The organism is Kribbella sp. NPDC004138, assembly GCF_053603655.1.
Genome location: NZ_JBSGFZ010000001.1, coordinates 382451 through 400841, shown reverse-complemented (window position 1 = coordinate 400841; position 18391 = coordinate 382451). Strand labels below are relative to the sequence as shown.

The following is an 18391-nucleotide window of genomic DNA, read 5'->3' as shown; positions in this document are numbered from 1 at the left end:
ATTCCAGCTAGCGGGCCTCGGCCTCCTCGGCCACCGCGATGTCGGTGTTGTCGGTGAACAGGCCGTCGATGCCGGCCTTGCGGTACGCCGCGATCTCGCCGAACAGGTTGCCCGAGTCCGACGGCACCGCGGAGCTGTCGAACTCAGCCGGCAGGAAGGTGTTCTCGACCCGGAACGTGTACGGGTGCACGACCAGGCCGGCCTGGTGCGCGTTCGCGACCAGGGCGGTCGGCTTGCCGAGCTTGCCGGTCGCGTCGAGCGGGATCACCTGGTCCTTGCTCGGCCCGACACCCTCCGCGTACGTCGCGACCTCGCGCAGCCCCTGGGCGCTGACGACGTCGGCGTACGTGCGCTTGTCACCGGAGACCACGAAGTCGTACGGCGCGCCGCTCGAGCTGGTCAGCTGCACCAGCGGAACCCGGAGCTCCTTGTGCAGCGCCTTCAGGTTGGAGACCTCGAAGGACTGCACGAACACCTTGGCGTCCTTCCTGTTCAGGCCGTTGCGGTCGAGGGTGCGCACCAAACCAGGCTCGAGCGCGAGGCCCTGCTGCCGGAAGTACGTCGGGTGCTTGGTCTCGGGGTAGATGCCGATCGGGCGACCGAGTTCCTTGGAGAGCCGCTTGCTGAGGTCGATCACTTCCTGGAAGGTCGGGATCTGGTAGTGCCCGTTGAACACGGTGTTGTGCTGCCGGACCGCCGGGATCCGCTCGACCGCGCGCAGCGTCTTCAGCTCGGCCAGCGTGAAGTCCTCGGTGAACCAGCCGGTGACCGCGACCCCGTCGAGCTGCTTGGTCTTCTTCCGGCCCGCGAACTCGGGGTGGGCGGCGACATCCGTCGTACCGCCGATCTCCGGCTCGTGCCGGGCGACCAGCACGCGGTCCTTGGTGGTCACCAGGTCCGGCTCGATGAAGTCGGCACCCATCCGCGCGGCCAGTTCGTACGACGCCAGCGTGTGCTCGGGCCGGTACCCGGACGCGCCGCGGTGCCCGACGATGACGAAGTCGTCGTGCTTGCTCGCCTGGACCGCCGCGGGTTCGGCGGGACCGGCGGACGGGCCGGCCTGCGGTACGACGAGGGCCGTGGCGGCCGCGAGCGCCGAGACGGCGACCGGGACGAGCCGGCGAGGCAGCTTCATGACGTTCTCCTTACGAGTCAGGGGACTGGGAGTCACCCTCGGGTACGGCGTCGGCGGAGCGAGGTACGCCGGATGGCCGCTCGGTGAACGATCCATCGAGATGTGAGGTAAAAGGCGGTCCCCCAGCGTTGGGCTGCGACAGTCGGCTTGCTAGCGTCCGAAGCACACAATCGGATGAGCTAGGAGCGAGTCGTGAGCACTACACCGGTGAAGGTGGCCGTTACCGGGGCCGCGGGGAATATCGGTTACAGCCTGCTGTTCCGGATCGCGAGCGGGGCGCTGCTCGGGCCGGACACGCCGGTGGAGCTGCGGCTGCTGGAGATCACCCCGGCGCTGAAGGCGCTCGAGGGTGTCGTCATGGAGCTCGAGGACTCGGCCTTCCCGACGCTCGCCGGGATCGAGATCGGCGACGACCCGAACGTCGTCTTCGACGGTGTCAACGTCGCGCTGCTGGTGGGTGCGCGGCCGCGGACCAAGGGTATGGAGCGCGGTGACCTGCTGGAGGCCAACGGCGCGATCTTCACCGTCCAGGGCAAGGCGCTCAACGAGCACGCCGCGGACGACGTCCGGATCACCGTCACCGGCAACCCGGCGAACACCAACGCGCTGATCGCGAAGAGCAACGCGCCGGACATCCCCGCCGAGCGGTTCTCCGCGCTGACCCGGCTGGACCACAACCGGGCGCTGGCGCAGCTGGCGAAGAAGACCGGCACGCACGTCACCGACCTGAAGAAGCTCACGATCTGGGGCAACCACTCCGCGACGCAGTACCCGGACATCTTCCACGCCGAGGTGGCCGGCAAGAACGCGGCCGAGGTCGTCAACGACCAGGCCTGGGTGGAGAACGACTTCCTGCCGACCGTGCAGAAGCGCGGCGCCGCGATCATCGAGGCCCGCGGCGCGTCCTCGGCGGCCTCCGCCGCGGCCGCCACCATCGACCACACCCGCGACTGGCTGAAGGGTTCGGCCGACGGCGACTGGCTGTCGATGGCGGTCGTCTCCGACGGTTCGTACGACGTGCCGGAAGGCCTGATCTCGTCGTTCCCGGTGACCACCAAGGACGGCAACTGGGAGATCGTCCAGGGCCTGGACATCAACGAGTTCTCCCGCGGCAAGATCGACGCGTCGGTCGCCGAGCTCGGCGAGGAGCGCGACGCGGTCAAGGAGCTCGGCCTGATCGGCTGACCCTCGTCCTCGGAACAGCACAGCAGGCCCCCGGTGAGGCAACCGGGGGCCTACTGCCGTTCTCACCGCAGGCTGTAGGCGGCGACCACGGTCTGGGTCGTACTGTTCCCGGCCGCGTCCGTCGCCGTCGCGCGCAACGAGACGGTCTTGCCGGCCGGTGTCGGGAAGACCGCCTTCCCGCCCACGAGCGGCGCCTGCCGCCAGGTGGCTCCGGCGTCACCGGAGTACTCGATCTTCACCTTCGCGACCGCGCCGCCCTTGACCTCGAACGGCAGCGTCGTGACCGGGGTGCGGGCCATCGTGTTGTTTCCGTCCACGTCCGGCCGGAAGCCGACCGTGTGGACCGGAAGGTTCTGCTGGTCCGCGGACGACGTGAACGTCGCCTCCAGGTCCATCCGCGTCGACAACGGCCAGAGCTGCTGCGTGCCGGTCGTGACCAGCTTGTACGACGCCTTACCGGTCGGCTGGTTCGCGACGCTGACGTAGCCGAACCGGTTCGTGGACCCGATCTCGGTCCCGTCCCGGTAGAGCTTCGTGCTGCCCGTCAACTCGATCTGGCCGGTGTGCCCGTCCGCGTCGGTGAGCGAGTACAAGGAGATGCCGAGCTGTCCCGCCGACCGCGTCGCGGCGTACACCGACGGTACGAACGCGGCCGCGTTCCACCGCTCCCGGTAGTACCGCCCGGCCTTGTACGGCATCGACTTGCCTTCCAGCGACCACTTGCCGAACGGGAAGTCCGAGCCGTCGCTGTCCTCCTCGGTCGCGCCGCCGAAGCCGTACGGCGTCTCGTCGACGTAGTACCGGATGGTCCGCGCGGGATCGAGGCGGATGACGCGGGCCCAGCCGCTGTCGCCGTTCGGCCCGGTCGGGAACAGCATCTTGAACAGCCGCTTGCCGTCCGCGGAGTTGACCGTCGCGTCGACGGTCGCCAGGTCGGACTGCTTCACCTTCCGGTCGAAACCGGTCGGGAAGTCGCCGGGGAAGTAGTTCGCGATCCCGTACAGGTACGGCGTGTTCGTGTAGAATCCGTCCTCGCCGGGGATGCCCCACTGCGACGTCACATGGCCGATCAGCTGGTCCGCCGGCAGTTTCGGCCCGGCGTTGTAGGTGAACATCTCGCCGGACCTGAAGCCGCCCGCATCGTAGATGTACTCCCCGCCCTTGAGTGTCCGGTCGAACCCGATGCCCGAGTTCGCCTGCTTCGCGGTGGCATCCGGCACCGAGGTGGTGATCGGCTCCGCCTTCCGCGCGTCCAGCACGACGGTCCGGTCCGCGGTCAGCTGCACGCTCGGCGCGACCAGCGTGAAGAAGATCCAGTCGTCGGTCCCGCGCTCGAACTCCTGGAACGTGTTGAGCAGGTACTCGCCCTGCGGCAGCCGCACGGTCACCGAACCGGTCTCGTCCGGCGCCAGGTGCTTGATCTGCTCGTTGTCCACGCCCAGCAACGTCACCGGGTAGTTCGGCTCCGGGTTTCCGTTGCGCGCGATCACCTTGACGGTCAGGTTGTACGACGGCCCTTCCTTGTTGACCCCGACCGGTACGACGACGGTCTGGCCGCCGCCCGTGGCCGTGATCCGGCCGCTGTACAGCCCGTCCGCGCCGCCGAGCGTGGTGTCCGATGTCGCCTGTACGGACGCCGTACCGCCGGCCGGGACGGTGACCGAGTCGGCACTGAGCTCGAGCGCACCGGCCGGGGCCGCCACGCCGCCCGGACCGGTCAGCACCGAGGACAGCGCGAGCGTGACCGGGGCGTCGCCGAGGTTCCGGAACGTCACCTCGCGGGTGACCGGCTGGTCGTCGTCGTGCGGGTACGCCGCGAGGCCGAACGACACGCTGCCCGGCTCGGCGACCACGTTCTGCTTGATCGCCGTGGTCAGGTTGATCCGCCCGGCGCCCTGCTGGAACGCGGTCTGATCCGCCGCGACCTTCGCTGATCCCATCAGCGCGGCCTTCAGTTCGGCAGCCGTCCAGGACGGATGTTCCTGCAGCAGGATCGCGGCCGCGCCGGCGGTGTGCGGCGTCGCCATCGACGTACCGGACAGCCGCAGGTACTTGTCGCCGACCGGTTCGCCGATCGACGAGTCCTTCGACTTCGCCGCGACGATGTCGGTGCCCGGCGCGGTCACGTCCGGCTTCAGCGCACTGTCGCCGATCCGCGGGCCGCGGCTCGACGTCAGGTTCAGCTCGTCCTGCTTGGTGACGTTGCCCACCGTCAGCGCCGCGTCCGCGCTGCCCGGCGACTCGATGGTCCCGTCACCGGGGCCACTGTTGCCAGCGGCAACGACAAACAACACGCCGGTCTGCGCGGTCAGCCGGTTCACGGCCTCCTCGACCGGGTCGAGCTCGGGTGTGTCCGGACCGCCGATGCTCAGGTTGACGATCTTCGCCTTGACGTCGGTCGCGGCCCACTCCATGCCGGCCAGGATCGCCGACTCCTCGCAGCCGTAGACCTCGCAGATCTTGCCGTCGTAGATCTTCGCGTCCGGCGCGACGCCCTTGTACCGTCCGTCCGACGCGGCGCCGGTGCCGGCGATCGTCGACGCGACATGCGTTCCGTGCCCGACCACGTCGTCGGCGGACTCGGTGGTGAAGTTCTTGGCGCCGGCGATCTGCGGCGCGAGATCGGGATGTGTCGCGTCCACGCCCGTGTCGAGGACCGCCACCGGCACGCCCTTGCCGGTGTACCCGGCCTGCCACGCGTCCGGCCCGCCGATCTGTGGCACCGACTGGTCCAGCAGCACCTTCCGCTTCCCGTCCAGCCACAGTTTGCTGAACCCGGCCGAGCCGATGAAGTTCTTCGCACCGCTCTTGCTGACCTTCATCGCCGCGCCGCTGATCGACGGCAACTGCCGCAGCACCTTCGCACCCGCGGGTACGGCGCGCTTCGCGTTTCCGCTGTACGTCGTGAGCACCGGGATCGTGCTGGTCGACGCGTCGTCGTACCCGTCCTTCACCAAGCCGGCGACATCGAACAGCCGGCGGTCGATCCGGCCGCTTCCGACATCCTTGCTGACGTCGGCCGGGATCACGTACGCGTGGTCCCGGAACCGTTGCTTGACGAAGCCGACGTTCTCCCTGCCCTTGCCGGGCTCGACGGTCAGCTTGGCGACGTCGCCACCGGGCAGCAGCACCCGGTCGCCGGTGATCAGCGTGACGCTGACGTCCTTGCCGCCACCGGCCGGTGGAACGACGGGTGCTGTCGGCGCCGCCTGAGCCGGCGTCAGGGCCCCGGCGGCAAAGCCCGCGACCGCCAGGACGGCGATCGCGGGCGTTCCTCTGCGCATGTTTCTCGAACTCACAGCCTCACCCCAAAAAAGTCAGTTGTCGGCGCACCAGCTAGACGCCGCAACCGACCTTCAGGGTTGCATCAGCCCAATCGGTAGGAACTGATAACGGTCACGTCCGTTACGTTGCCGCGGCGTCGTGCCAGGTCTTGCCGTCGTCACCGGACACCTGGACGGTGAGCTTCCGGATCGCCGGCACCCGCTGGTCGTCGCCCGACCGGACCGCCACGTCAGGCCGCCGGAGCCACGGTGGCGTCGGCCTGGCCGGAGGCCGCCAGGGACCGGGCGACGAACCCCGAGGACTTCAGGTCCTCGATCAGGTCGTGGAGGTAGGCAACCGTCTCCGGGCGCTTCGACTTCGCGGTGCCGACGGCCTGCTGGATCTGCATGAACCGCTCGTCGATCAGGCGGAGCTCCGGGTGCTCGGCGACGTACCGGGTGATCGGCTGACGGATACCGGCCGCCGCCTCCAGCCCCTCGGCCCGGAAGACGTCGACGCCCTCCGCGCCGCGGACGACCGTGGCCTCGCGCAACGTCCTGGTCAGGTAGAGGTCGTACGCCGATCCCTGCTTCACGCCGATCCGCACACCCGGCGCGTCGACCTCGGCGACCGTCGTCAGCGCGGACTCCCGCGGTACGGCGTAGACGCCCTCGATCACGACGTACGGCGCGGTGAACGCGACCTCGGTGGCGCGCGCCGGGTCGATCGCGAGGAAGCAGAGATCCGCCCGGCCGGTCGTCATCGCCTCGAACGACTTCCGCGCCGCGTCGAAACAGACCAGCTCCAACGGCAGCTCGAGCCGCCGCGCCAGCTCGCGCGCGATGTCGACCGTCACGCCGCCAGGCGCCGCCGCGGCCCCCTGCGCCAGTACCGGATTCCCCAGATTGATCGAGGCCCGCAGAACCCCGGACGGCGCAAGATCGCCGGCAACAGTCGTCATACCGGCATTCTAGTTTTCGCAGAGTCATTGCCTAAGTCGGGTGGTGGTCCTACTGTGTGCCGCAGGAACCGTCCGATGGGGGTGTTATGAGGCGTCGGAGTGTGGGGCTGCTGGTGGCGGCCGCGATGATCGTTCCAACGACTGTCGCCGTGCCTGCCGAAGCACACAGCAGCGACAAACGAGTGGTGGGCTACTACACCAACTGGAGTGGCTACGCCCGGAACTTCCTGGTCAGCGATCTGGTCAAGAACGGGTCCGCGGCCCGGCTGACCCAGATCAACTACGCGTTCGGCTTCGTCGACGCCCAGGGGAACTGCTACAGCAGCGACCCGTGGGCCGACTACCAGCGGCCGTTCACCGCCGAGCAGAGTGTGAACGGCAAGGCCGACGAGCCCGGTCAGGTGCTCAACGGCAATCTCAACCAGCTGAAGCAGCTCAAGCAGAAGTACCCGAAGCTCCGGATCAGCATCTCGCTCGGCGGCTGGACCGGCTCGGCGCACTTCTCCGACGCGGCGCTCACGCCGGCCTCGCGGGCCGCGCACGTGACGTCCTGCCTGGACCTCTGGCTGAAAGGCAACCTGCCCGGTCTGCCGGCCGGCGCCGCGAAGGGGATCTTCGACGGCATCGACCTGGACTGGGAGTGGCCGGCCAGCGAAGGCAACCCCGGCAACGTGATCCGGCCGGAGGACAAGCAGAACTTCACCGCGCTGGTGCACGAGTACCGCAAGCAGCTCGACCGGCTGCCCGGCCGGCACGACCTGACCGCGTTCCTGCCCGCGAACCCGGCGATGATCGACCGCGGCTTCGAGGTCCGCAAGCTGTTCAAGGACCTGACGTTCGGTACGACGCAGGGCTACGACTACCACGGACCGTGGGAGACGCTCACCAACCAGCAGTCCGCGATCGACGGCCCCGCAGGGGATCCCACGACGCCGGAGTTCAGCTCACAGGTGACGATCGACGCGTACCTGTCCCGCGGCGCGCCGCGCAGCAAGCTGTTGATGGGTGTGCCGTTCTACTCGCACGGCTGGACCGGCGTGACGAACCAGAACCACGGTCTCTTCCAGCCGTCGACCGGTCCGGCGCCGTCGACGTTCGACGCCGGCACCGAGGACTACCGCTACCTCAAGGCACAGTTGGCGAACTACACCGTCTACCGCGACAACCGCGCCGGGTTCGCCTGGCTGTTCGACGGTACGACGTTCTGGACCTGGGACGACCCGGTCGAGATGCGGCGCAAGGCGCAGTACATCTCGCACCGCGACCTGGGCGGGGCGATGATCTGGTCGCTCGACGGCGACACCGAAAACGGGGAGCTGATCTCGGCGTTGCACCGTAACCTTCGCTGAGTGGATCTCCAGACTCTCCAGGACCGGTTCGGCGCTCATCAGGCCGAACCGGTCCACGTCGGTTGTTCCGGCGCGACCGTGGTCAAGCTCAGCCGCGGCCGGGAACGTCTGTACTACAAGGCCGGAGCCGGTCTGGACCTCGAGGCGGACCGGCTGTCCTGGCTGGCCTCGACGGGATTCCCCTGCCCGCGCGTCGTTGACCGAGGCAACAACTGGCTCCTGACCACGGAGCTCGCCGGCCGGGACGCCTCGCAGGACTGGCCCGCGGCAGACCGTCCCGCGGTCCTGGCCGCTCTGGCCGAGGGCCTTCGCGCCCTCGACGAGCTGACGGGCTGCCCGTTCCCGTCGCCCTTCCCTGGTGCGGGCTCCGCGGTGACGCACGGGGACTACGCGGCGCCGAACGTCTTCATCGACCCGGCGACGCTCCGCTTCGCCGGCCTCCTCGACCTCAGCCGGCTCGGCGTCGGCGACCGCTACCTGGACCTCGCGCTGATGTTCAAGAGCCTCCGCGGCGGCCTCAACCCGCAGTACGGCGGCCTGCCCGCGGCCTGGCGCTTCGTCGAGCTGTACGGCGGGGACCCGGACGACCCGCGCATCGAGCACTACATCACGCTCGACGACACCGGCGACTACCTGCCCCGATAGACCCGCCGGTACGCGCTCGGGGTGGTGTGCAGCGCGGCGCGGAACCTGCGGCGCAGATTGGTCGCCGACGAAAGGCCGACCCGCACGGCGATGGCCTCGACGGAAAGGTCCGTTTCCTCCAGCAGAACACGTGTTCTGGCGATCCGCTGCGCCAACAGCCACTGCCCCGGAGCCATGCCCACCTGCTGCTCGAACCGGCGCGCCAACGTCCGCGCCGACACGTTCCCACGGCGCGCGAGGTCGTCGACCGTGACCGGCTCCCCCAACCGCTCCACCGCCCACGCCAGCAGAGCACCCACTCCGTCAGTTGAGCCTCCCGCGTTTCCTGGGCTCGCGGAGCGGTACTGCGCCTGACCACCTTCGCGATGCGGCGGCATCACCATCCGCCCTGCGACCCGCGCCGCGAACCCCGCGCCCTGATCGCTCCGCACCAGGTGCAGGCACAGATCGATCCCGGTCCCCGACCCGCCGCTCGTCGCCACATCGCCGTGGTCGATGTACAGCACCTCCGCATCGACCTGCACTGCGGGGAATCGGCGCTGCAGTTCCTCGGCGTACCGCCAATGCGTGGCCACTCGGCGCCCGTCGAGCAGCCCGGTCGCCGCAAGGAGGTATGCGCCCGAACAGATGCTGACGAGCCGAGCGCCGCGTCGATGGGCCCGGGTGAGCGCGCGGACGACGGCCGCGGTCGGCTCGCGGTTGATCGGCAACCACCCCGGCACCACGATCGTGTCGGCCCGGTCGAGAGCGCGCAGCCCGGAGGTGACGACCATGTCGAAACCCTCGGTGGTACGGACGGCGCCCGGCTCCTCGGTGCACACGCCGAACCGGTACGGCGCGTCGCGGAAGACCGCGGCCGCACACCCGAGCTCGAAACTCGCCTGCGGCGCGGTCACCAGCGCGACGACACGGTGCATGGCAGAAAAGTACCGCACAGGGACTATCCAGACACTGGGGACAAAGCTGTGGATACCTGTTGGATCAGACGCATGGAGAACTACGAATGGGCGTCCGTCGACGACGCACCGGTCCGCGAACTCTTTCCGGGCATCAGGCTGCGCCCGCTCTGGGCCGGCGCGGTCGCGAAAGCGTTCGTCCTGCAGATGGATCCGGGATCTCGCTGGGAAGGCATCGACGTCCACGATCCCGGACCCGAGGAAGTGTTCGTCGTCGACGGCGTCTTCAACGACGGCGCCCGTGACTACCCGGCCGGTTCGTTCCTCCACGCCCCGGCCGGATCGTCGCACGTTCCGCAGTCCACGAAGGGCTGCACTCTGTTCTTGTTCTACCCCGAGGGTTAGTCCTCGGTGCTGCGCAGCTCGGTCGGGGCGCCGTGGACCGCGGGGATGGTGCCGAGCTTGCCGGCCTGGAAGTCCTCGAAGGCCTGGATGACCTCGGCGCGGGTGTTCATCACGAACGGCCCGGCCATGGCGATCGGCTCGCGGATCGGGCGGCCGCCGATCACCAGGACGTCGAGGTTCGGCTCCGCCTGCGGCTGCGACGTACTCGCCGCCGTACGGATGGTGTCGCCCGGACCGAAGACGGCCAGCTGCCCCTTGCGGATCGGGCGGCGGTCGGCGCCGACCGTGCCCTGGCCGGCCAGGACGTAGACGAGAGCGTTGTAGTCCGGCTGCCACGGCAGCACCATTTCCGCGCCCGGGCTGACCGTCGCGTGGACGAGCGTGATCGGTGTGTGGGTCGAACCGGGGCCGTTGTGGCCGTCGACCGTGCCGGCGATCACGCGGATCAGCGAGCCGCCGTCGGGCGTGGAGAGCAGAGCGGAGTCGCCGCCGCGGATGTCCTGGTAGCGCGGCGGGGCCCACTTGAGCGCCTTGGGCAGGTTCACCCAGAGCTGGATGCCGTGGAACAGGCCACCGCTCACCACGAGGTGTTCCGGCGGCGTCTCGATGTGCAGCAGGCCGCTGCCCGCGGTCATCCACTGCGTGTCGCCGTTGGAGATCACGCCGCCACCGCCGGTGGAGTCCTGGTGCTCCATGATGCCGTCGAGCATGTACGTGACGGTCTCGAAGCCGCGGTGCGGGTGCCACGGGGTGCCCTTCGGCTCACCCGGCGCGTACTCGACCTCACCCATCTGGTCCATGTGGATGAACGGGTCCAGGTCGCGCAGGTCGACGCCCGCGAACGCGCGCCGCACCGGGAAGCCCTCGCCTTCGTAGCCGCTCGGCGCGGACGTCACCGACTTCACGGCACGCTCCCGCACCACGGCCGGGTCCTGCTCGCTGATGCGGGGCAGGACGGTGATGTCGCTGACGGTCACGGCGGGCATGGTGTGCTCCTCGCTGATTGGTAGTTCAAGAATAAACTATCTCCTCGAACCGGAGCAAGAGCGCCCGCATTCCCGGGCCGCCGCGGAACTGGCCGGCACGCGGAGCTGGATGCGGACCTCCATCACTCACCAACCTCCCGAAAGCCCCTTCGTCCGACCAACCTCACGCTGCGCGCCCGCGCCCGCGGGGCGCTTGGTGAGTGGCGCACGTCCGCTCACCCGAGTGAGGCCGAGCCGGATGCGACCCGGGCCCGCGCGCGTGGCAGACTCTGGAGTCGTGACGGCGCAGATTCTGGACGGTAAGGCCACGGCGGCGGCGATCAAGGACGAGCTGAAGGTCCGGGTCGCGAAGCTCGCCGAGCAGGGCCTGGTGCCCGGGCTCGGCACGATCCTGGTCGGCGACGACCCGGGCAGCCGGGCGTATGTGGCGGGCAAGCACCGCGACTGCGCGGCGGTCGGGATCTCCTCGATTCAGGTCGAGCTGCCGGCGACCGCGACCCAGGACGAGATCGCCGCCAAGGTCCAGGAGCTCAACGAGAACCCGGACTGCACCGGCTTCATCGTCCAGCTCCCGCTCCCCAAGCACGTCGACACGAACACGATCCTCGGGCTGATCGACCCCGCCAAGGACGCCGACGGCCTGCACCCGGTCAGCCTGGGCAAGCTCGTCCTCGGCCAGGACGGCCCGCTGCCGTGCACCCCGAAGGGCTGTGTGGAGATCCTCCGGCGGTACGACGTACCGATCGCCGGCGCGCACGTGGTCGTCGTCGGCCGCGGCGTGACCGCGGGCCGGCCGATGGGGCTGCTGTTCACCCGGCGCAGCGAGAACGCGACCGTGACCCAGTGCCACACCGGCACGAAGGACCTCGCCTCCGTCGTCCGGACCGGCGACATCGTGATCGCCGCCGCCGGTTCGGCCGGGCTGATCACGGCGGACATGGTGAAGCCCGGCGCCGTCCTCCTCGACGTCGGCACCAGCCGCAACGCCGAGGGCAAGATCGTCGGTGACATCGAGGACGCCGCCCGTGAGCAGGCCGCGTGGATCGCGCCGATGCCCGGCGGTATCGGCCCGATGACGCGGGCGATGCTCCTCACCAACGTCGTCGAGGCCGCCGAAGCGAGCCTGGCGCAGTGACCGCCGGCGGACGGCGGAGCGCCGAGACGGGTACGGCGTGCTGATGGCGGGCGAGGCCCAACGCCGCAGCCAGTGGCCGCTGGCGTTGACGCTCCTGGTCGCCCTCACCGGCCTGGTCGTGCTCTGGTTCTACGACTGGCGCAACGGCGTACTCGTCTTCGCCGGCGCCGTCGGCCTGGCCGCCGTCCTCCGAGCCACCCTCTCCGACACCGCGGCCGGCCTCCTGCAGATCCGCAGCCGCATGTTCGACACCAGCTTCCTGATCCTCACCGCCACCGCCATCGCCGTCCTGGGCCTGATCATCCCGAACTGAGACCGAATAGTACTTTTGGGTTCTAGAACCTAGAGGTATTATCGTGTTCGGATGGGCTTCATGATCGTCTATACCGACGACTGCTACAAGTGGTTGGACCAGTTGGTTGGACGATCTCGAGAAGAACAAGGATTCCTGATTCGGAGGGAGGAGGAGTGGTGAAGTACAGAACGCACGACGAGGTGCGGGGTGAGTTCGTCAAGACCCCGCAGGACGAAACCGAGCTCGCGGCCTACAAGGACGAGGCGCTGGCGGAGGTGCGGGCGCACCGGCTCGCCGATGTACGTCAGCAGCACGGACTCACCCAGACCGACCTGGCCGACAGGCTGCACATCACGCAGACCGCGGTGTCCAAGATCGAGCGCGGTGAGCTGGCTCGCTCCGAGCTGAGCACCATCCGACGCTACGTCGAAGCGCTCGGCGGGAAGCTCGAGGTGATCGCCGACTTCGGCGACGAACGCCTAGTCCTCGGTTGAAACCAATAACGTGTGCAGAGCGTCGTCGTCATCTGAACAATCTGACGGATGCTGACGATTCGTTCTGCTCGTGATGGAGACGCGCCGGAGGTCGTCCGGATGTACGTCGACGCGTGGAACGCGGGGTTCGGCGACCTGATGCTGCTCACCAACACGCCCGCGACGCCGGCCGCCAGGTCTCCTACCGCCGCAGCTTCAGATCGTCCAGGCCCAAGGCGCATAGACACTGACCCGCACAGCGTCGAGGAGCGGCGCGATGTACTTCACCGAGCACCCCTTGGCGTACGCATTGCGCGCGGCCGACGTCACTGTTCGCCGGCGGGTTCAACTGATCGCCACGGTCGTCGCCGGCCCAGTGCCGGCCCGGCGGGTTGTAGTTCGTCAGCACGTCGTACTCGTACTGCCAGCTCCACTCCTCGTACGAGCACGCGAAGATCACCTGCGCATACCCCGGACGAGGCGCGCGCAGGGCACTGTTCGGCGCCTGGAGACGCGTCACGGTGATCCGCTGGTACGCCACCTTCGGCAACTCGGACCGTGACGGCAACCGCTTGGTCGGACAGGGCACTGCAACCGCCAAAGCCCCCAGCCTCCGCATGCGCACAACCTACTGCGCGGCGGGGCCGGGGGTCGGGCGTCAGTGGAAGAAGTGGCGGGTGCCGGTGAAGTACATGGTGATGCCGGCCTTGGTGGCGGTTTCGATGGCGGCTTCGTCGCGGATGGAGCCGCCGGGCTGGACGACGGCCTTGACGCCGCCTTCGATGAGGACCTCGAGGCCGTCGGGGAAGGGGAAGAAGGCATCGGAGGCGGCGACGGAGCCGGTTGCGCGGTCGCCGGCGCGGGAGACGGCGAGGCGGCAGGAGTCGACGCGGTTGACCTGGCCCATGCCGACGCCTACCGAGGCGCCGTCGGCGGCGAGGAGGATCGCGTTGGACTTGACGGCGCGGCAGGCCTTCCACGCGAAGGCCAGGTCGGCCAGGACCTCGGGCGAGGCAGGCGAGCCGGCGGCGAGCGTCCAGGACGACGGGTCGTCACCGGGGGCCTGGAAGCGGTCGCGGTGCTGCAGCAGCAGGCCGCCGCTGATCGCGCGCATCTCGACCGTCTCGTCGGCGGAGACCTCCGGCGCGACGAGCAGCCGGATGTTCTTCTTCGCCTGCAGGATCTCGGCGGCGCCGTCCTCGAAGGCGGGCGCCACGAGCACCTCGGTGAAGATCTCCGCGACCTGTTTGGCCAGGTCCACCGTGACCGGGCGGTTCGTCGCGATCACGCCGCCGTACGCCGACACCGGGTCGCACTCGTGCGCGCGCCGGTGGGCCTCGGCGATGTCCTTGCCGACGGCGATGCCGCACGGGTTCGCGTGCTTGATGATCGCGACGGCCGGCTCGCTGAAGTCGTAGGCGGTCCGACGGGCCGCGTCGGCGTCGACGTAGTTGTTGTACGACATCTCCTTGCCGTGCAGTTGCTCTGCCGCGGCCAGCCCGCCCCGCCCGTTCAGGTACAGCGCGGCCGGCTGGTGCGGGTTCTCGCCGTACCGCAGCACGGCGGACTTGTCCCACGAGGCGCCGACCCAGGCCGGGAAGCCGGAGCCCTCGCTGGAGTCGGTGAGCACGTTGCCCATCCAGGACGCGACCGCGATGTCGTACTCCGCGGTGTGGACGAAGGCCGCCGCCGCCAGCCGCTGCCGCTCCTCGAGCGAGAAACCGCCCTCGCTCAAGGCGGCGAGCAACGACGAGTACTGCGAAGCGGACGTCACGACAGCCACGTTCGCGTGGTTCTTCGCCGCGCCGCGGACCATCGACGGACCGCCGATGTCGATTTGCTCGATGCACTCGTCGACCGAGGCGCCGGACGCGACCGTCTCGCTGAACGGGTACAGGTTGCTCACCAGCAGGTCGAACGGCTCGACCCGCATCTCCTTCAGCTGCTCGACGTGATCGGGCTTGCGCAGATCGGCGAGCAGCCCCGCGTGCACGAGCGGGTGCAGCGTCTTGACCCGCCCGTCCAGGCACTCGGGGAAGCCGGTCAGCTCCTCGACCTTGGTCACCGGTACGCCGGCGGCCGCGATCCGGGCCGCGGTGGAACCGGTCGACACCAGCTGCACACCGGCGGCGTGCAGCGCCCCAGCGAGCTCCTCCAGGCCGGTTTTGTCATAGACGCTGATCAGCGCCCGGCGGATCGGCCTGCGGTCGGTGCTCACTTCAGTCGAACCTTTCGTCCGGTGATGGTCCAGCCCTCGCGGACCAGTCGGCCGACCCACTCCACCAGCTGGCGGCGTTCGACCTCCTTGATCCGCTCGGTCAGGGATTCTTCGGTGTCGTCGTCGAGAACGGGGACGACGACCTGCGCGATGATCGGCCCGGTGTCGACGCCGCCGTCCACGAAGAACAGCGTCGCCCCGGCGACCTTCACGCCGTACTCCAGCGCGTCCCGGGGACCGTGGATCCCGGGGAAGGCCGGCAGCAGCGCGTTGTGGGTGTTGATGTACCGGTCGCCGAACGCCGCGAGGAAGTCGTCGCCGACCAGCTTCAGGAACCCGGCCGAGACCACGAGGTCAGGCTCGTACACCGCGACCGACTCGGTCAGCGCGCGATCCCAGTCCGCGCGCTCGGCGAACGATTTCACCTTGTGGACGAAGGTCGGCACCCCGGCGGCCGCGGCGCGGTCCAGGCCGGCGATCCCGTCCCGGTCGGCGCCCACAGCGACGACCCGAGCGCCGTACGCCGGGTCGGCGGAGGCGTCCAGCAAGGCCTGCAGGTTCGACCCCGACCCCGACACGAGCACGACGAGGCGCGCTCGCGCAGGATCAGCCGGACCGGGGTCCACAGCAGAAGTCACGGCCGGAAGCCTATCGCCCGGCGTCGGTCTCCTCGTCATCCGGTCGGCCGGGCGGACGGCGGGACGCGACCACCGCGGCCGTGATCGCGGCCCCGATCGCCATCCCCGCGGCCAGCACACCGGCCGCCGGCAGCGCCGCCGGCACCCCGACCGCGGACATCCGCCCGGGCCCCGCCGACCCGCCCGACAGCGCGAGCAGTACGAACAGGACGACCCCCGCGACCAGCGCCGCCATCGCGCCGCGCAACGCGAACGCGTCCCAGCCCAGCGCGTACGCCTCCCGCTCCACGAGCCCACGCCGTACGACGACCAGCCCAGCCATCACACCGGCCACCAGCGGCACCACGGCCGTCAACGCCAGCAGGTACGACGGGGGCGCGCCGTCGGCAGGGACCGCGGCCAGCAACGGGAGCGCGGGTAGGTTCCCCACGTCCACGCCGGTCGGGGCGATCGTCGTACCGGCCCCCAGCTGGAAGCCGGGCCCGGCGAGGAACGCGACGACGTACAGCACCATGTTCGGCACCAGCATCAGGCAGATCGCGAACAGCACGACCGAGCCGATCACGCCGGCGTCGAGGAGTTCGAGCATCCCGGTGATCCGGGAGAAGTGGATCGCGAGCAGGACGCCGTACAGCAACGACGCCAGCGCGATCACGGTCAGTACGGCGGCCGTCGCGGCCGGTACGACGTCCCGCAGGCCGGCCGGTGTGGCGTCCGCGATGTCCTCGCCGGCTCCGGACTCGACCACGATCCCCGCCAGCCCGGCCACCAGCGCGAGCGTGAACGCGCCCAGGAAGGCGGACCAGGGCGACACCTTCAGCGAGCCCTCCGCCGTGAGCAACGCGATCACCAGCGCGCCCAGCCCGTACACGAGCGCGAACGCGCCGCCCAGCGCGATCAGGTCCTTGGTGCGGTCGACCGCACTGGAGCGGGCCGCCGACTTGCCGCCGCGATACAGGCACCAGGCGAAGAACAGGGTGAGGCCGAGCGGCGCGATGCTGATCCGGCCGGTGCCGATCGTCACCCCGGCCTTGTGTGCGATCAGCCAGGCCGACGCACCGGCCCGGACCGCGCCGGACGCGCCGCCGAACGTCGCCCCCAGCCAGCCGATCACGGCGACCGCGGCGCAGGTCAGCAGACCGGTCAGCAGGCAGGCCCCGGCGGAGATCACGGCCGACACGACCAAGGGTTTGGTCCGGGCGGCGATCTCCGACGTCTGCGCAGCGCTCGTATCGCCGTCCCGCGCGCCCGGGCGGCTCAGCATGTCGGTCATCTGACTCCCATGGTCTCCCCGTCCGCGGACACCACTCGTCCTGACACGCCGGATGTGGGAGACTTCAGGCCGCTTGCTCACGCTCGGTCCACGAGAGTTCGCCTGGTGGTAGCGGAGTGGGGCCCGCCGGGGTTCACCGGGTACTGTCGGGTGGAATCAGTCAGGAGGTCGAGCTTTGGCCGGTTCCCACCGTGCACCACGCGGCGGCGGTCGCGCCGCTGCCCGGGAAGCGCGTCGCCAGCAGACGCGCAAGCGGAACCAGACGATCGCCGCCGGTGTCGCGGTCGTGGTGCTGGTCGGCGGCGGCGGTGTCGCCGCGCTGAACGCGTTCGGCGGCGACGACAAAGCAGGTCCGAAGGTCGGCAGCGGCCCATCGGACGACAAGCCGACCAATTCCGACGTCCTGACCGACGACAAGGCGCTGCTGGACGCCGTGGGCGCGAAGACTCTCGGCGCGACCGGCACCTGGGCGGTCACCAAGACCGCGGACGGAGACTCGGCGCCGGACAGCGCGTTCGCGTGCCAGTTGCAGCGCTTCGCGGACCCGTCCGGCCTGCGCACCTGGGTCCGCACCCTGCAGAACTCGGCCACCAAGGACACCGCGGTCCAGTACGTCGACGTGTCGAACGACAAGGCCACCGCGGCCAAGACGTACTCGACGGTCGTGCACTGGCTCAGCCAATGCACGACACCGCAGACCCGGTTGTCGGCGGGCTACGTGACGTCCGGCGTCGGCGAGCAGGGCGTGATCGCGGTCTTCGCGCAACTGCCCGGATCGAAGACGAAGTACCGGACCGTCGCGGTCACGCTGGCCGGGCAGGCGACCATGGTCGTCGAGCACGACACGACCGCCGCCACCCCGCCGCGGCCGGACGCGGTGCTGGCGACCGCGAACGCGGCGGCGAAGAAGATCTGCGCGCAGACCGGCGGCTGCGGCACCGGCGCACCGCTGGCGAAACCGGCCCTGCTGCCGAACGTCGACACCCCCGGCTTCATGGCGTCGGTCGACCTGCCGTTGCTGGACGAGATCGACAAGCCGTGGGTGAGCGCCACCGCGAGCACCGGCACCGGCACCGGCTGCGAGAAGATCGACTTCAAGAAGACCAAGCCGGTGAAGTACGGCACGGTCACCTATGTGACGCCGGAGGCGCAGGTGCCGACCGAGTTCGGCATGGACGACACGGTCGCCAAGTTCGCCACCGCGGCCGGTGCCTCGACCTTCGTCAGCCAGGTCAAGAAGAACGTCGACGCCTGCGAGAAGAATGTCTCGAACGCCAAGGTCGAGTCGACCGGCACGGTCAAGACCAGCACCGTCAGCGGCAAGAGCTGGAAGGCGACCTACGACACCGGCGACGGGAAGAAGTTCGTCTACCGGATCGGGATCGCCGGATCCGGGAACCGGGCGGTCTACCTGCTGTTCCCGGTGCTGAAGAACCTGGACCTCACCGACGCGACGTTCAACGAGACGCTGATCCGCGCGGTCGACCGCGCCGCCGCCTACAAGTAGGAACGGGACCCGCCCGGCTGGGCAGG

At 69.6% G+C, this 18391-nt stretch carries 17 protein-coding genes; 8 read left to right on the top strand and 9 right to left on the bottom strand.

Annotated features, from left to right (window positions below):
• Window positions 1–7: 7 nt before the first annotated feature.
• Window positions 8–1135 carry a glycerophosphodiester phosphodiesterase gene (locus ACWEOO_RS01890; protein WP_452141326.1) on the bottom strand — a complete coding sequence of 376 codons (1128 nt, stop codon included), beginning with the start codon at window positions 1133–1135 and terminating at the stop codon, window positions 8–10.
• Window positions 1136–1327: 192 nt separating this feature from the next.
• Between ACWEOO_RS01890 and ACWEOO_RS01885 the strand changes: the two genes are divergently transcribed.
• The gene (locus ACWEOO_RS01885) at window positions 1328–2320 is read left to right on the top strand and encodes a malate dehydrogenase (protein WP_355473860.1); all 993 of its coding nucleotides are present in this window, start codon (window positions 1328–1330) and stop codon (window positions 2318–2320) included.
• A 62-nt stretch (window positions 2321–2382) separates the two neighbouring features.
• Here ACWEOO_RS01885 and ACWEOO_RS01880 read toward each other — a convergent pair whose 3' ends face one another.
• Complete coding sequence (locus ACWEOO_RS01880; RefSeq protein ID WP_452141325.1) at window positions 2383–5619, bottom strand: S8 family serine peptidase; 3237 nt, start codon at window positions 5617–5619, stop codon at window positions 2383–2385.
• Between the two features lie 215 nt (window positions 5620–5834).
• Complete coding sequence (locus tag ACWEOO_RS01875) at window positions 5835–6545, bottom strand: transporter substrate-binding domain-containing protein (RefSeq protein ID WP_452141324.1); 711 nt, start codon at window positions 6543–6545, stop codon at window positions 5835–5837.
• 86 nt (window positions 6546–6631) lie between these two features.
• Between ACWEOO_RS01875 and ACWEOO_RS01870 the strand changes: the two genes are divergently transcribed.
• Together ACWEOO_RS01870 and ACWEOO_RS01865 are read left to right on the top strand one after the other, a co-directional pair.
• Window positions 6632–7894, top strand: a complete 1263-nt coding sequence (locus tag ACWEOO_RS01870) for a glycoside hydrolase family 18 protein (RefSeq protein ID WP_452141323.1) — start codon at window positions 6632–6634, stop codon at window positions 7892–7894.
• Window positions 7895–8539, top strand: coding sequence for a phosphotransferase (locus ACWEOO_RS01865; RefSeq protein ID WP_452141322.1), 645 nt, complete (start codon window positions 7895–7897; stop codon window positions 8537–8539).
• Here the strand turns inward: ACWEOO_RS01865 and ACWEOO_RS01860 are convergent.
• Entirely contained in the window at window positions 8524–9456 is a 933-nt protein-coding gene (locus ACWEOO_RS01860) for a helix-turn-helix domain-containing protein (RefSeq protein WP_452141321.1), read from the bottom strand. The genes ACWEOO_RS01865 and ACWEOO_RS01860 overlap by 16 nt on opposite strands.
• A gap of 72 nt (window positions 9457–9528) precedes the next feature.
• Between ACWEOO_RS01860 and ACWEOO_RS01855 the strand changes: the two genes are divergently transcribed.
• Window positions 9529–9840, top strand: a complete 312-nt coding sequence (locus ACWEOO_RS01855; RefSeq protein ID WP_452141320.1) for a cupin domain-containing protein — start codon at window positions 9529–9531, stop codon at window positions 9838–9840.
• Here the strand turns inward: ACWEOO_RS01855 and ACWEOO_RS01850 are convergent.
• A complete protein-coding gene (locus tag ACWEOO_RS01850; protein ID WP_452141319.1) occupies window positions 9837–10826 on the bottom strand; it encodes a pirin family protein in 990 nt (329 codons plus the stop codon). The two genes, ACWEOO_RS01855 and ACWEOO_RS01850, sit on opposite strands and share 4 nt — an antisense overlap.
• Before the next feature lie 277 nt (window positions 10827–11103).
• On the opposite strand from ACWEOO_RS01850, the gene ACWEOO_RS01845 reads away from it, so the two are divergent.
• The 3 genes from ACWEOO_RS01845 (at window position 11104) to ACWEOO_RS01835 (ending at window position 12750) form a co-directional block, all read left to right on the top strand.
• Window positions 11104–11961: a bifunctional methylenetetrahydrofolate dehydrogenase/methenyltetrahydrofolate cyclohydrolase gene (locus ACWEOO_RS01845; RefSeq protein WP_452141318.1), complete on the top strand. Its 858-nt coding sequence runs from the start codon at window positions 11104–11106 to the stop codon at window positions 11959–11961.
• A 43-nt stretch (window positions 11962–12004) separates the two neighbouring features.
• The gene (locus tag ACWEOO_RS01840) at window positions 12005–12274 is read left to right on the top strand and encodes a DUF3017 domain-containing protein (protein WP_359938612.1); all 270 of its coding nucleotides are present in this window, start codon (window positions 12005–12007) and stop codon (window positions 12272–12274) included.
• Between the two features lie 158 nt (window positions 12275–12432).
• A complete protein-coding gene (locus tag ACWEOO_RS01835) occupies window positions 12433–12750 on the top strand; it encodes a helix-turn-helix domain-containing protein (RefSeq protein ID WP_452141317.1) in 318 nt (105 codons plus the stop codon).
• A gap of 181 nt (window positions 12751–12931) precedes the next feature.
• Here the strand turns inward: ACWEOO_RS01835 and ACWEOO_RS01830 are convergent, their stop codons facing one another.
• The 4 genes from ACWEOO_RS01830 to ACWEOO_RS01815 form a co-directional block, all read right to left on the bottom strand.
• Window positions 12932–13348: a hypothetical protein gene (locus ACWEOO_RS01830; protein WP_452141316.1), complete on the bottom strand. Its 417-nt coding sequence runs from the start codon at window positions 13346–13348 to the stop codon at window positions 12932–12934.
• Between the two features lie 39 nt (window positions 13349–13387).
• The gene (gene purH, locus ACWEOO_RS01825) at window positions 13388–14947 is read right to left on the bottom strand and encodes a bifunctional phosphoribosylaminoimidazolecarboxamide formyltransferase/IMP cyclohydrolase (RefSeq protein ID WP_452141315.1); all 1560 of its coding nucleotides are present in this window, start codon (window positions 14945–14947) and stop codon (window positions 13388–13390) included.
• Window positions 14944–15531: a phosphoribosylglycinamide formyltransferase gene (purN, locus tag ACWEOO_RS01820; protein WP_452141352.1), complete on the bottom strand. Its 588-nt coding sequence runs from the start codon at window positions 15529–15531 to the stop codon at window positions 14944–14946. Before purN ends, purH begins: the two co-directional genes overlap by 4 nt.
• A 64-nt stretch (window positions 15532–15595) precedes the next feature.
• The gene (locus tag ACWEOO_RS01815) at window positions 15596–16858 is read right to left on the bottom strand and encodes a cell division protein PerM (protein WP_452141314.1); all 1263 of its coding nucleotides are present in this window, start codon (window positions 16856–16858) and stop codon (window positions 15596–15598) included.
• Window positions 16859–17033: 175 nt separating this feature from the next.
• On the opposite strand from ACWEOO_RS01815, the gene ACWEOO_RS01810 reads away from it, so the two are divergent.
• Entirely contained in the window at window positions 17034–18365 is a 1332-nt protein-coding gene (locus ACWEOO_RS01810; RefSeq protein WP_452141313.1) for a hypothetical protein, read from the top strand.
• The last annotated feature ends 26 nt before the right edge of the window (window positions 18366–18391 follow it).